The 14,720-nt window shown below is 40.8% G+C and carries 10 protein-coding genes; all 10 read right to left on the bottom strand.

Annotated features, from left to right (window positions below):
* Positions 1–32: 32 nt before the first annotated feature.
* On the bottom strand, positions 33–3,146 hold the full coding sequence (lacZ, locus tag ACIQXV_RS00720; protein ID WP_402954537.1) for a beta-galactosidase, LacZ type: 3,114 nt from the start codon (positions 3,144–3,146) through the stop codon (positions 33–35).
* A gap of 80 nt (positions 3,147–3,226) precedes the next feature.
* A complete protein-coding gene (locus tag ACIQXV_RS00715; RefSeq protein WP_402954534.1) occupies positions 3,227–4,882 on the bottom strand; it encodes a DUF4091 domain-containing protein in 1,656 nt (551 codons plus the stop codon).
* A 12-nt stretch (positions 4,883–4,894) separates the two neighbouring features.
* Positions 4,895–5,644, bottom strand: a complete 750-nt coding sequence (locus ACIQXV_RS00710) for a sugar phosphate isomerase/epimerase family protein (RefSeq protein ID WP_402955223.1) — start codon at positions 5,642–5,644, stop codon at positions 4,895–4,897.
* A gap of 29 nt (positions 5,645–5,673) precedes the next feature.
* Complete coding sequence (locus ACIQXV_RS00705) at positions 5,674–6,639, bottom strand: aldo/keto reductase (protein WP_402954531.1); 966 nt, start codon at positions 6,637–6,639, stop codon at positions 5,674–5,676.
* Positions 6,640–6,660: 21 nt separating this feature from the next.
* The gene (locus ACIQXV_RS00700; RefSeq protein ID WP_402954528.1) at positions 6,661–7,968 is read right to left on the bottom strand and encodes a PTS sugar transporter subunit IIC; all 1,308 of its coding nucleotides are present in this window, start codon (positions 7,966–7,968) and stop codon (positions 6,661–6,663) included.
* A gap of 16 nt (positions 7,969–7,984) precedes the next feature.
* On the bottom strand, positions 7,985–8,323 hold the full coding sequence (locus tag ACIQXV_RS00695; protein ID WP_149871815.1) for a PTS sugar transporter subunit IIB: 339 nt from the start codon (positions 8,321–8,323) through the stop codon (positions 7,985–7,987).
* Positions 8,313–8,642 carry a PTS sugar transporter subunit IIA gene (locus ACIQXV_RS00690; protein WP_402954525.1) on the bottom strand — a complete coding sequence of 110 codons (330 nt, stop codon included), beginning with the start codon at positions 8,640–8,642 and terminating at the stop codon, positions 8,313–8,315. The genes ACIQXV_RS00695 and ACIQXV_RS00690 overlap by 11 nt, the downstream gene beginning before the upstream one ends.
* A 12-nt stretch (positions 8,643–8,654) precedes the next feature.
* The gene (locus ACIQXV_RS00685; protein WP_402954522.1) at positions 8,655–10,688 is read right to left on the bottom strand and encodes a BglG family transcription antiterminator; all 2,034 of its coding nucleotides are present in this window, start codon (positions 10,686–10,688) and stop codon (positions 8,655–8,657) included.
* Positions 10,689–10,943: 255 nt separating this feature from the next.
* Complete coding sequence (locus ACIQXV_RS00680) at positions 10,944–14,054, bottom strand: alpha-mannosidase (protein WP_402954519.1); 3,111 nt, start codon at positions 14,052–14,054, stop codon at positions 10,944–10,946.
* Between the two features lie 51 nt (positions 14,055–14,105).
* A complete protein-coding gene (locus ACIQXV_RS00675; protein ID WP_402954516.1) occupies positions 14,106–14,705 on the bottom strand; it encodes a YesL family protein in 600 nt (199 codons plus the stop codon).
* Positions 14,706–14,720: the final 15 nt, after the last annotated feature.

Raw genomic sequence — 14,720 nt, 5'->3', positions numbered from 1 at the left:
CGTCAGCTTTTACAATATTTTTCAGATGGCCATCACAGGCACACGAATCGGAATACATAGCGATATGTTTGATCAGCAAATAGTGTGAATTCAGGATGTGTTTTAGCCTCCCAGGAGTCATCACCGCCGACGCCCATTTGCTTATGGTTGACACGCACATAAGTTTTCGTCCGTTCCGGCAATTGATACGTATGGCCCGCTTCCTGTAACTCAGTCGCCGAGTAGGCACCAGCATTGATTTCTAGTAATGACTCACCCGTAACACGCAGTTTTACTCCCTGCTTATTTGCAATTTCAAAGGAACGAACATCGGTCTTATTCCCATGTTCCTGCGGTTTTAAATAGGGAACAAACTCATTTGTAACGGTGGAAACGTAACGGCCGATTTTGGCACCCTTTTCACGGTCCCAGTAATTTTCATGCGGGCCCTTTCCGTACCATGACAGATGTTCAAACGACTTCTCCAATGGGAGAATCAGCCCGATTTCTGGTATTTCCGGCAGCCCTTCACCAGGCACCAGTTCAAATACAACCCGTACTTCCCCGAAGCCGGTTATTTCGTACCCAATGATACATTGTGATAGAGGAGACGTTTGCAATTGAAGGACAGTGCGAACCACAACTTTACCAACCGTCTCTTCAACTTTAAATTGCTCAAGCTTAGCCGTCCTGCCGGCATGTTCCCAAATTCCCGCACGCTCCCCTAACTTGTTGCCGCGGTCATTATCCGTTAGCGCCCGCCAGAAATTCGGAACAATAGGATCAGCTAATATCTCTGCACCCTGTATCACCAAAGAGGTAATCAACCCTGTTGATTTGCTGATGAACACAGTAAAGGTGTCCCCTTCTATTTTCAACTGGTCATCGGTTTCATCGATATTTTTAAAAGGTCTCCCTTGTACCGGCGAAACAACGCTTCGTTCCGATAGGACAAATTGATCAAAGGCAATTTCATGCCCCTTATTAGCCCATGGCTGATCCGTCACGGTATGAAAACTAATCGTGAGAATAGATTCCTGGTCTGCTTTTACCAACTTTGCGAGAACATCGGTTAAGTCTATAACGGCCTGTGATAATGGCGGACAAGTGACCCTAAGAGTATCACTTGCTATTTCTTCCCCATCTCTCAACATCGTCCATCTTGTTTCATATTCGCCCACATCGGTAAATAACTGTTTATTGACCACAGTAAGAACGTTGTCCTCAAAACGAACATCAATCGGTTGATAGCATTTTTTTACTTCAAAAATTTCCGGTGTTAACGACCCGTCCCCAAATAACAGACCGTTGCCGCAGAAATTCCCGTCATGCGGTGATTCGCCAAAGTCACCGCCATATGCTAAGTACGTTTCACCGGTATCGGCGGTCGTTTGTATGGCCTGATCTTTAAAATCCCAAATAAAACCTCCTTGCAAAATTGGGTATTTTTGAAAAAGGTCTGTATATTGATAGAGATTTCCGACTGAATTTCCCATCGCATGCGCATATTCACAGACAATATAAGGCTTTACCGGAACAGGACTCATTTCTGCCTGTAAAGCATATTCCTCAAGCATAGACGGAGACTCATACATCCTGCTTTCGATTTCAGTTGCTTCATTCGAGGCTCGGTATTGCGTCACCCCTTCGTAGTGTACAAGCCGGGTTGGGTCCTCGGTCTTCATATGTTCCTTCATTTTGATAAAGTTTGTGCCGCCAAACGATTCATTTCCGAGGGACCAGATCACAATGGAAGGATGGTTTTTATCCCGGTGCAGCATGGAATGGCAGCGGTCGATGACATTTGCCGTCCACTCTTCACGATCCCCTGGAACGGTATCATTTATTTCCTCTTGGCCATACCTCCACGAACCGTGCGTTTCTAAGTTGGTTTCATCGATCACATATAAACCATATTGATCACATAACTCATACCAATAAGGATGATTCGGATAGTGGGAGGTACGGACGGCATTAATATTATGCTGTTTCATCGCCAAGATATCGTGAACCATTTCTTCCTTGGTAATCGAGCGTCCCCTTAGATGGGAAAATTCATGGCGGTTCACACCGTTAAACACAACGCGTTTGCCATTGATCAGCATCAGGCAGTCTTTGATTTCAATTTTTCGAAAGCCCACTTTACAGCTTTGCGCCTCCATGATCGCCCCTTCCCTATTTTCCACGGTAACAACAAAGGTATATAGCAAAGGTTTTTCAGCGCTCCAAAGCGACGGTGAGAGAATCTTTTTACTAAAGTGCAGCTCTGCCTCTTCTTCGGACTGCCTGTACTGCTCAGCCACCATTTCTTGAAAAACCTTGTTACCGGCGGGATCGTATAATTGTGCCTCAATCGTTACCGGAACATCGTACAAACTGGCATAATTCGACAACTTGAAATCAATAGACAACTCAGCGTTTATATACTCCTGATCCAAATGAGTATGTACAAAATAATCCCGAACATGAAGAAGTGGTGTGGTATAGAGGTAGACATCTCGAAAAATACCGCTTAGCCGCCAAAAGTCTTGATCCTCTAACCAGCTGGCATCACTCCAGCGATAGACTTCTACCGCTAATTTATTTTTTCCTTCTATTAAATATGGTGTGAGATCAAACTCGCTTGGCGTGAAGCTGTCTTCGCCATATCCGACCAAATCGCCATTTACCCAAACGTAAAAAGCTGATTCCACGCCAGCAAAATGAATATACACAGGCTGGTTGTCCCATTCTTTCGGAATATCAAAATAGGTAATGTATTGACCAACAGGATTATAGTCCGTTGGTGCAAATGGCGGCTTGAGGTCCTCCTGTTCTTCCCATGGATAGCGGATATTTGTATACTGCGGATAATCATATCCTTGAAGCTGCCAATGCGACGGAACTTGAATCGGCTTCATGGCACCTTCATCGAATCCAAGTTGATAAAAGTCCTCAAGCCTTGCCGCAGGATTCTTGAAAAAAGCAAATTTCCACTGACCATTTAACAATTGACAGTTTGGCGACTCCATTCGGTCCATTGTCATGGCAGCAGCTGCCGATAAAAACGGCATACTGGTGGCATGTGCCGGCAGACGATTTAATTCAAAAATGTCCGGATTGTTATTCCACTCGGGATATCCATTTGCTGGCGGTGTATATACATATTTTTCTTTCGCTTTCAACATGATAAAAGTTTGCTCCTTCCTATGTATCAAGTTCATACCAGTACAAAAATAGCCACCGATGCGCTGGCTATATTGAAAGACTAGATAGAATCAGCTATTTTTCTATTTATTTGTTCCCGGATACTCAATAACCACTCACTGTGACATGGGTATTGTTTAAACGTAATCGGATGCTCTAGTTGATTTTCCAATAAGGCAATGACTTCGTCTCTTCCTATCAGACCTTCCAATAACTTTAGTGCTCGTACATCCTGCAAGGCATCGAAAAAGACCTCGAGTCTGAGCGATTCAATCGGACCTTTTTCGCCAGGATACACTAAAAAGGCATCACCTGAAGGGAAGCTGATATCCGCATCTGTATTCTTAAACGGATCAACAGGTTTACGTGAATACTGTGAAAACCAAAAATTATAGCCCCAATGCAGGAATCCCTTAATATCATGTTTATAAAGTTGTAAACCAAGGATCCGCGTTCTGACTGATGGGAAGTTAAAAAAGCGATTAGAAACCTCTTTATATTGGGCATTGCAATAATAAGTCCAAAGATTCTGTACGCCGTTATCGAGAAATGGTCCGATATGATCGGTCGCTGGAATCGGCTGTTTAACCAATCCTTTTTTATAAAATTCATAATCCGATAAGGCGTCAATAATAGGAAATTCCGCAAGATGGGTAAAGATCAATGCACTTGCACGCATATAGGATTCCAAATGCTCCGTGTTTGGTTCATCGGAGATATGAAAATAAACCTGCTTTTCCAGATGGTGACTTTTAATATATTGCACGAACTGCGGTAGGAACTGGAAAAGGAACGTTGTATAATCCTCACCGGTTGCATCCGTATCCCAGCCGAAAATTGATTGCTCCTGCCCGTCAATAACGGCGACAATTTTCGGAGCGTGGTACGCACCCCACTGGGTAAATAAATGGGAAAATTCAAAGTATTGAATGCCGCGATTTGAACAAATCTCAATCCAGCGTGTCAATTTGTCAAAAGAAAAACGATAATCATCTCCATGCTTTTCTACCCCGATTAATTGGACAGTAGGCCGTTCCCCACCTACCTCTGTATCAAGCGGCGGGGTAAACAATGGAGTAAGAATCATGTTGATTCCATGGTCAGCTGCTGTTTTTACATACTGGTCCACGAGTTCCCAATACCCCTCACTAAACACATCCACATCGTAGTGGACAGCCAAACAATCCGTATGAAACCATTCCGTATGAATCAATTGCTGTTCAGGCAATTCAACAGGAATCACTTCAAGTTGAAATTGTTCCACCGCCAACTGGTCGCCATTTTCATTTTTAAAAACGATGGCAATTTCATGAACGCCCGGTTGGTCCTTTTTATCGATAGGAACGGTAAACCAGACAGATCGCCATTGGTTTGGATAACCAATCATTCCTTCTTCATCAATCGGATACAAGGGATCTGGATATAACCCCGGTGCCGTCCGGAGAACCTGATCATCATGGTCGTGAAAGCTAGGGTATTCCGATGGAACCAGCCCCACCATCCGAACTTGAACAGGAGATTGAATATCCGCTTGTACTTCCACACTGATATTTTTGATCGGTTCCCCCTTAAATCGATAAGCAACTTGAAAAGAAAAAACTTCATTTTGCAATGAAGTTGCTCTTTTAAACGAAGGGTGTGTTAGCTCTTCATCCGCAAACACTTTTTCAAGGGAACTCAAACATCTCGTTTCGAAAGTAAAATCGCTCCCGTTCATCCATATCCCCCTCTACAATTCTTCTTCCAGGCTTACGAGATAATCGAATCCTCTTTTTAAGCTCTCAAAGATGCCAATTCTAGAATAATCCTGCTCTACACAATAATATTCGACTCCGTTTGCTTCTCCCCATTCCACAACGGATTTCATATCGATCTCACCACTGCCAACCTCCATTAAATTGTTATCCATATCGTTCACATCATAGCCGGAACGATAATCTTTCAAATGGAGAATCGGAGCTCTTCCGCTGTATTTCTTAATCGCTTCCACTGGATTTTCACCAGCCACCGTCATCCAATACGTATCTGGCTCCGGGTAAATGCATACCCCATTAACAGGGTCGGTAATATAATCCATGACTTTCCGACCATCGATGACATTGTTGTAATCATACTCAGGATTATGAAGCCCGACTCTAAAACCTAGCGGACTCAATTTTTGTGCTGCTGCCAGCAACACTTCTTTTGTTTTGCAGTAGCCTTGTTCGTTCTGTTCTTTATCATCAATATACTTGTCGTAAATCGTTTTGCAGCCAAATAAATAGGCCTCTTCAATGATTCCATCTAAATCGTTAAAAAACCGATCATGCTTGATATGCATACCTGCGACCCGTAATTGATATTTTTCAAGTAAACGGGCAACTTGAATCAGATCATTTCCTCTCATCCCGTCAAGCTGAACAGCTTCAAAACCAATTTCCTTCAACCTGCTTAAAGTCCCTTCAGCATCCTCCGCAAATTCCTTGCGGACGGAATACATTTGCGCCGCAATTTTTGACCTTATCTTTTTCACGCCAAATCAGCTCTTTTCAAATCCAAGTAATGGATCTCTTCTGGAGAAAGTTCAATGGCTGCACCTGAAATGGAAGAAACTAATTCATTCTTATTTTCAGAACCGATTAGAGCGGCAGTAGGAAACGATTGATATAACACATAGGATAAAGCGATTTGAATCGGTGATGCCTGTTTCTTCTCAGCTAATACTTTAGCACGGCTGTATCTCTCCCAGTTTTCCTCACTATAATAAACTTCGACCATTTCTTGATCGTCGCGAATCTCTGGAGCAAAGCGTCCTGAGAAGAATCCCCCTGCTTGGCTGGACCAAGAAAATAACGGAAGGCCTGTCTCTTCATGCCATTTCACCATGTCACTGTTCGCGGACACACAATTTTCCCAGCGCGGCTTTAATGGCTTAGCCAGGCTTAAGTTCGGGCTGTTGAAGCTAAGTCGGGTTAACCCATTTTCTTTTGCATAATGATCAGCTTCGATGATTCGATTCAATTCCCAATTGGACAGGCCAATAGCGTAGATTCTACCTGCTTCAACCTGTTTATGAAGAGCTTCCATAATCGGGCCAACCGGTTTTGTTGGATCATCACGATGCAGGGCATACATTTCAACGTGATCGGTTTTTAAATACTCTAAACTAGTCATTAAATCTTCTTCAATCGCTTCCGGGGTTACTCTTGGCTGGTGTGAATTTTCCCTTACAGGGTGGCATCCTTTTGTTAAAATATTCAACTTGTCACGGTTGCCTCTCATTTCCATCCATGTTCCCAAAGCCTTCTCACTATGACGATAATGTCTTGCGGTATCAAACGTATTACCGCCACGAGCCATATATTCATCTAAAACAGGCGCGGCAAATTCCATATTATCAAGTCTCAAGAAATCCCCAGATCCCAAAACAATATTTGAACAAGTTAGGGTAATAGGCTGATGATCTCTGGTCCCATTGACTGTAATAGTTTTCATTTTTTCTTCCTCCCATGCGGTTTAAAAATCTAGATCAAGATCTGCATACGGATCGTTATCTTGATTATTTTGCTCTTCGATCACACTTTTTTCATAAAGCTTAAAGAAAGGGTAATACATGATGATCGCGAGTATGAAGACAACTATCATCATGATTAACGCCCGCCAGTCCATTGTGGACAAAACCTGAGCAACGGGGAGTGGCGCATCGGCCACATGAACAACCGGGAAGTTCACAAATCCCCATTTAAAGATATACCATTGTAAGGTGGCCAATATCGGCGTTCCTATCACAAATGGAATAAACAAATAGATATTAAAAGCAATCGGCAGGCCGTAGAGAATCGGTTCCGTAATCGAAAATAAACTTGGAATAACAGCTGTTTTACCAACACTTTTAATCCCGTTCACTTTACTTCCCAATGCTAAGATGACAAGGGCACCGGCAATCCCTGCTCCTGATAAACTAGCAAAGTAATCCCAGAAGTTAGGAGTGAAAATATATTCCGGTGTCTCCCCGTTCATCACGGCCGAAAGGTCCTCTCCTAAATAGAAGGTGGCGAACGGTAGAATAAAACCGGCTAAAACAGCATACCCATTAATGCCAATAAACCAAAACAGCATTTCCAGGAAAACGAGTATAAAGACCATGACAGGTGTATCAATCGATTCAATCCCCCAAAACAGGTAATGAAAGATCAACTCTGACACATTAGTCTGCTTTGTCGTAGTTTCAATTAATAGATTGATAGTCAGGAAGGCAGCCGCAAGCAATACAACGGGCATGACGAATTGGAATGTATGAACACTGCCTTCTGGGATGTGTTTAAATTTAGCGGTTAGATTATATTTCGTACATTTGTTTACGACTTCAACTGTCACTAACGACACAATTAAAGCAATGAGGAAGCCGCCTGAATCAAAATTCCCATAATCAATTCCAGTCGGGGTAATCCCGCCAACAGCAACCCCGACAATAAACACGCTGGAAAAAATCGACGGGATGATAGGGGCATCCATCCGTTTCGCATGGCGATACGATACAGAAATAGCTGCATAGATCGACAGCATCCCGAATGTCATCTGTACCGGAATATTCAATAAATCTAGCTTAAGCTGTCCTACTACCCCAAGGTTTTTCTGTAAGTATTGTAAAATGATTGAAATAACAAAGAAAAACGATCCAATAAGTAAGACGGCTGTTAAGTCCTGCATTCCATTTTTGATGGAAGCTAAATGTTTTTGCTTCTCCAGTCTCCCCGCGAAGGGTGCAATCGCCTTTTGAATGGTGGGGATTCGTTTGTCTATAAACCTAAGGAGTAATTTCATTGAAGCGAACTCCCTATTAATTAACCCTTTGTGAATTCATGACAATTGCTTGTTTAATAATATTCCCCGCATTCATCGTTCCATAATCCTTGCTATTAATGATTTCAATTGGTTTTTGATGAGCATCTGCCAATTCCTTTAGTTCATCAAAACGATGGCCGATTTGCGGACCAAGAAGCATCACATCGAAATGAGCTATATGTTCGTTTAATTCTCCTGCCGGATGCGCTTCGATTTTAATATCCTTGTCTTTCAGTTTTTCACTGTTGTTGACAACCTCTTTCATCTTGGACACTAAAATGCCTGTGGATGCGCCTAAATTACAAAGCAATAGAATGTGCAGTTTATTGTTCATTGCATACCATCTCCTTCCTTAAAGTGTTGAACGTAAGAATCATTTCTTTCACAATGGTTGACATTAAAATGGTATTCATTAACGTATCCTGAGCATGAATTAATAACACAGAGAATTCATTTGGAACGCCATTTGCTTCATTCACAATTAAACTAGTTTGTAAGTTATGGGCTTCATTCATTAATATTTCGGAGTTTTTTATATTTTCTTCCGCCAGCTCCAGTTTCCCGTTCCGGGCATGTTCCAGCGCCTTTACAAGAATTGAAAATGCTTCTCCTGCTTTTGAAATCATTTCAAATGAGATTTGCTCATTCACCATTAAAACCACCCCTTAGCTATATAGTGTTGCAGAAACCAAATCATATATTTCTCTATTTGATTGTAATTGAATTAACCTTCCCACTTTCTCATCATCCAATGCCAGCTTTGCGATATTTTCCACGAGGATATGGGTATCTTTCGATTTAAAAGCTAATGTAATAATTAATTTAATCGGCTTTTCAAATCGATCATTGATATCGATTCCATTTGGTAAAATGGTGATCGAGATGGAATCCTGTATTACCCCGTCCTCCATTCCTGCATGGGCAAGCATAACCCCTGGTGCGACAACCATATAAGGACCAAACTTTCGCAAGTTAGTAATGATTTTTTGCTCGTAGTTTTCACTAATTAACCCTTTATCGATTAATGCACGTGTCCCCGCTTTGATGGCCAAATCCCATCGGTTGGTTGGAATGTTTTTTTCCTTCGTGATATAAGATTCATCAAAACAAATTTTCGGGATATCCTTTTTAGGAGCCCTTGCCTCATCTTTCGAAAGGATGTTAATTAAATCCAATTCCAGCTTACTCAAATTTGTAATGTTGGTATTTGCACGGATTGTTTGCATAATCAAATTAAATTTATCTAACTCGTTTTTCTCATTCATGACGAGTTTTAAGCTTAAATGCTGCTGCAGGACTTCTAAATCCTTTTTCCGCAAGTAATTATTAACCTTTAATATTTTGGAAGACTGAATATCCGGCAAATCAACCGTAGAAATGATAAAATCATATTGATTGAGATGCTCTGCGCTAAACTCCCGTACAGGTAAGGTTTTTACTTCTTCATATTCAAATATTTTCTTTATCTGCGTGCTGATCATTTGCGAAATCGCTAACCCTTCCACACAGACAATTAATATTCTGGCCATTTTCACCTTGCGATCTTCCTGCCTGCGGATCTCTGATGCAAAGTAGATCGCAATAAAGGAAATCTCTTGATCTCCAATGGTAATCCCCAAATAGTTCTCCGCATTGTTACATGCTGCTTTTGCCGCTAAAAATAGCTCTTTATAGTCCGAAACAAATTCGTGAAAAATCGGGTTTTGGACAACAATTGACTGCTTCACCCGTTTCACCATTGCCTCAATATGTGCTTTTAATTGCGAGATAAAAGCAGGATTCTCATTGAAATCAACGTGATAGGCCCTGCTTATATGGTCAATAATTTCTACAAGAAATTTCGCAATCGTTTGATCATCTCTATAATCGGAATGGCTTCTCATATTTTCAATAATCGTTAATAGAAGCGCCCCATGTTCGGACTGCTCTTCGCGATGATGAATAAAATCATTAAAATGCCAATCAGCATTTTCTTGGAGGATTTTCATCACGACAATTAATAATAAGACATAATTGCGGTCATCTAAGACTTTCCCCGCATATTTTTCGATATTGCGGCATTCCAGTAAGGCATGTTGCAAAATATCCAGATCAAGCAGATTAAATAACACCAATTCCGCCTGCTTCGAGAAAACATTATCATTGTTTATTAAAAAGCTATATATTTCTCGAATGTTAATTAACTCCATTAACACTCTTGTAAAAAAGTTATATTTTTTTACTTGTGGACCGGAAATGGTGAAGCCTTTTCTCGTATGATGAACCAATGACAAATTCTCGATTAGGAGCATTTCTTCGATCTCGCTTAAATTGTTTAACACGGTCGTCCGGGAAATAAAGAGAATATCCTCGAATTCCGCAACCGGGACAATTTCGCTTGAGATTAACAATTTAAGCAAGATAAAACTTTGAATCTCTTTCTTTGAGTACTTATATTCACGTATCGTCGTGTATTGGTTGAAGGCTTGCAGTTTCTCCTTAAGACCCGCCTTCTCCACTACGATAATTCCCTTTTTGGGATTTTTCCTGATTACATCCATATCGTTTTTCATTAAATACTTTTCAATATTATTAATGTCATACCTTACTTGTCGTTCTGTGAGATGTAAATGTTCAGAGATATTCTTGTAGGTCATAAATTCTTCTTGGACAAGTAAGAATTCCAATATTTGAAGCTCTCTTTGCTTTAATCTCACCATGATGCCTACCCCCTAGTTACATAATAAATATCGAAAAGCATCTAAACAATCTTACTTGTAACCATTTTTGACAGCTAAATGACTGAAAAATATTATACAAATAAAAGCGCAAGCGCCTTGGTCAGCCCCGACAAGCGCAAGACGAGCCGGCCGAAAGGTTGCTTTTTAACCTTTTGGACGGATTGGCTTGTGACCTCGAGGGGCTAGGCGCTGGAGCTGGATAATTCTCAAAGTTGAAAGTTCCCTTTGAAAGTCTTATGTGAACAGTAAGGTTTTAATTTCGAATGGTTTCACTGTTATTTCCACTTCGTTTGTGGATTCCAGTTCACCAATTGGATTTTCCATTAAATCGGTTTCCGTCCAAGAACTGAATGGGAAATTAGCTTTGAACGTCACTTTTTGTGTGCCGCCTGTATAATCATGGAATCTGACAATGAAGCCATCAGAATTTTCTGCCTTTTTAATCGCATCAATCGAGATTTTCGGCTCATTCATAAAGCTAATAAGTTGTTTTTGATCAAAAGGTACCGTTCCAGATACTGCCTCTAGCGGGCAATTGAGCGCCCATGCCTCTTGAACCGTATTCGCTTGAATAAAATCACCGCTATGAGGATATAGGCTATAGGTAAATTCATGCTCGCCCACATCTGCAGTTGGGTCTGGATCAATGGCTCCCTTTACTAAGGTTAAACGGATGACATTTTCTTTAATGTCATGACCATATTTCGAGTCATTCAATAGGCTTACACCGAACTGATATTCAGATAGGTCAACCCATTGATGGGCAACTGATTCAAATCGCGCCATATCCCAGCTTGTGTTCCAATGTGTAGGGCGTTTCACATTACCAAATTGAATATCATATGTTGCTTCTGTTGTTCTTACATTCACAGGGAACGCTACTTTCAACAATTGCTGACGTTCATTCCAATTTACCTTTGTTTTAAAATCAATTCTCTTAGTTTTTGAACTTACGAGCATCGTTTGAGTGATGTCAGATTTGCCGAATTGATAGGTAAATTCAATTTCAACAAACAGGTGATTCTTTTCCTTCACCGTAATTTCACTTGCAGTAATTTCTTTCATTTTTTCGCTATAGTAAATATCGATGTCCCATGCATCAAAGTTCATTGGTTTATCTTCAAACAGCTGGAATACATTTCCTTTACCTGCAAGGACTTCTCTTCCTGTTTCTTTATCTATGAGTCCAACTAATTGGCCGTCAGTATTCCACTCAATAACGTAGAATGGCGTTTCCACCTTTTGCTCTTCTACAATAAATACCTCTGCTTCAGCAGTGTCTTCCTTCTTGCTGAACCCTTTAATAGTTTCATAGCCTAAAGTCGGAATTTGCGTTACATACACGATATAACCTTCCACTAGTTCAACCGATTCTAAAGGTTGGTTGGCATGATTGACAAAGCTTAACCCCGCTGCTTTTTCAGGAATGAACACAAAATCACTGCGTTCCCATGCATTGCTATTAAAAACAGTCCATTCATTTGGTTGATTGTTTACTATTTCACAACGGAATTCATTGTTAATTCGCTCTAAAATCTCTGTTGCTTCACCATACTCCAATCTCGCATCCTCATATACTTCATGAATCGAGGAACCCGGAATAATATCATGGAACTGATTGCGGAGAATAATCTCCCAGCCGTCATGCAGCTTGTCCATTGGATACTCAGCCTGACTATTCTCTTTTAACGCCCATAGTCTTAAAAACTCGGCTTCCCTGTACCCTAACTCCAGCTTACGGTTAAATTTCTTAACGAACGCTTGAGAAGTATATGTTCCGCGATGGTATTCAAGATACAGTTCTCCGTCCCATGTATGAACATATTCATCCGTATTTTCTACCGTCTCGCGCAGATTTTCAAAGTATTGCTTAGCAGAACCTGTCTTCACAAATGGCAGGCCTGGGATTTTATCCAAGCGTCTCCGCTGTTCAAGCATTTCTCTATTCACACCGCCGCCGCCATCTCCATGGCCATAGCAAACAAGCATTTCTTGATTAATGTTCTTATCGATATAGTTATCATAGACACCTTTCACCGTCTTTGGCTCTAATACGGCGTTATACGTATAATGGAAGGAATCGGTCCCATAATCTTCAGGTTCAGGTGTTGTAATAAAATGACTTAAGATTTTGCTTCCATCAATACCCGTCCACCAAAACGTATCATGCGGCATCCGATTAAATTGATTCCAGCTAATCTTCGTTGTCATAAAGGCCTTGATATTGGACTTCACCAAAATTTGCGGCAATGCCCATGAATAGCCGAAAACATCTGGCAGCCATAAGAAGTTCGGTTCTTTATCAAATTCATTTTTCATGAACTGTGTTCCGTGCAATAGCTGTCTGACAATCGATTCACCCGATGGTATATTACAATCTGCTTCAAGCCACATCCCGCCGTCAATTTCCCACGAACCATCAGCAACTCTATGCTTAATTTGCTCGTAGATTTCCGGATAATCCTTTTTCATATAGGAATATAATTGCGGCTGTGATTGCAAGAAAACGTAGTCCGGATAACGTTCCATTAACCGTAAAACTGTCGAAAACGATCTTGCCGCCTTTTCTCTCGTATGTTTCAATCTCCATAACCAGGCCACATCGATATGAGTGTGTCCAATCGCTGTCACCGTTACAGGTGTATGCTTGTCCAGTTTCTCCATCTCACGCTGCATGATTTCGTTTGCCTCGATGCAGGATTGATAAAAAGATTCACTTCCCGGTTCAGACCAATCAATATATTTAAAGGTCTTCGCCAAAGCTTGTTCTAAAATCACTTTATTTGGATCATTTTTATCAAGAATCTCTGCCGTTTCCAAAACCATTTTGGCCGTATAATATAAATCATCAACATCCGGCTGCAAGCTTGCGATGTCGCTATATTTAAAGTCATGTTTGATGGTTCTTGGCGGACCGCCGCCTTCTAACCCAGACCATAATTTCAAACTCAAATCGATTGTTGTTCCATAGAATCGTTTATCGATAAATACTTCTTTATGATTCGCATCTACTCCTTGATAAGGAACACCATTAATAAACAGCAAGGATTCAAAACCTGAGTTCGTTCCTCCATCGGTTTTCCCGAAATCAAACAGTAAAATGAATTCGTCGTCTTTTGAATCAGGTATAGACAATTTGCTAGATAGCCAAATATAATAGTCCCGTCCTGACCATGTTTCGCCGCGGCGGAACACATTCCATGTTTCATCTACTTTAGGCGGATATTTTTCTGATTTTGTTTCGTCTTCTTTATAAAACCATTCATTAATGCCTTCTCGATTTTGGTATCGATAGCCATTTAATTCTTCAATCCTACTTTTTACTTTATCAAGCAAGTAAAACATATAAAACACACCTTCCATTAACTATTTGATGCTTATCTTAGCTGAAGGAATCTATGGAGCGATCAAGGCTTGACCAGTTGCATTCCATATTTTCTTTCCAAACCTTTGATGGATAAAACTTACTGTTCCGATTGTAACGATCATAATCGGAGGAAAGATAATAATCGATAGGACTAAAGCTACATAACAGATACTTATAGTGAAGGAATAGGGAAATTTAACAAAAGTCATAATTAAGCTATTTCTTAGCATCACTTTCATGGACCGTTCCTTATCGGGCATCACAATCATATAATTGATCGCAGTTAAAGTGATCACCAGCATGAAAAAGGCAGTAATAGAATAGATGAAAATACTCATCGACTGACCAGCTGTTCTGGCAATTTCGATATTGACCATCCCGATGTAATAAAACAAACCTAGAACGAGCTCACCGATTAAGCCTTTGAAAAATACAGCTTTAAATGAGATAAAGAACAGCCGAAACACATTATCTGACACTTGACCTGTCTGCTTATACCGAAAGACTTGAATTCCTGCAGAGAAAGAAGCCAGCATCGTGATCACAGGTAAAGAAAATATAAGAATTACCAGACTCAAGAGTATGATGTCCATTACTTTATCCAGCCATAACCAAAGTTTCTCTTTCATCCTCAGGTACTCCTT

This window comes from Neobacillus sp. NPDC097160, from assembly GCF_044762155.1.
Classification (GTDB): domain Bacteria; phylum Bacillota; class Bacilli; order Bacillales; family Cytobacillaceae; genus Neobacillus.
Note: the sequence above shows the minus strand (reverse complement) of the source record. Positions and strands in the feature narration are given on the sequence as shown.

Bases quoted from the DNA above. Each gene is read 5' to 3' on its own strand.
- lacZ (WP_402954537.1), bottom strand. From the start codon at position 3,146: ATGTTGAAAGCGAAAGAAAAATATGTATATACACCGCCAGCAAATGGA.
- ACIQXV_RS00715 (WP_402954534.1), bottom strand. From the start codon at position 4,882: ATGAACGGGAGCGATTTTACTTTCGAAACGAGATGTTTGAGTTCCCTT.
- ACIQXV_RS00710 (WP_402955223.1), bottom strand. From the start codon at position 5,644: ATGTATTCCGTCCGCAAGGAATTTGCGGAGGATGCTGAAGGGACTTTA.
- ACIQXV_RS00705 (WP_402954531.1), bottom strand. From the start codon at position 6,639: ATGAAAACTATTACAGTCAATGGGACCAGAGATCATCAGCCTATTACC.
- ACIQXV_RS00700 (WP_402954528.1), bottom strand. From the start codon at position 7,968: ATGAAATTACTCCTTAGGTTTATAGACAAACGAATCCCCACCATTCAA.
- ACIQXV_RS00695 (WP_149871815.1), bottom strand. From the start codon at position 8,323: ATGAACAATAAACTGCACATTCTATTGCTTTGTAATTTAGGCGCATCC.
- ACIQXV_RS00690 (WP_402954525.1), bottom strand. From the start codon at position 8,642: ATGGTGAATGAGCAAATCTCATTTGAAATGATTTCAAAAGCAGGAGAA.
- ACIQXV_RS00685 (WP_402954522.1), bottom strand. From the start codon at position 10,688: ATGGTGAGATTAAAGCAAAGAGAGCTTCAAATATTGGAATTCTTACTT.
- ACIQXV_RS00680 (WP_402954519.1), bottom strand. From the start codon at position 14,054: ATGTTTTACTTGCTTGATAAAGTAAAAAGTAGGATTGAAGAATTAAAT.
- ACIQXV_RS00675 (WP_402954516.1), bottom strand. From the start codon at position 14,705: ATGAAAGAGAAACTTTGGTTATGGCTGGATAAAGTAATGGACATCATA.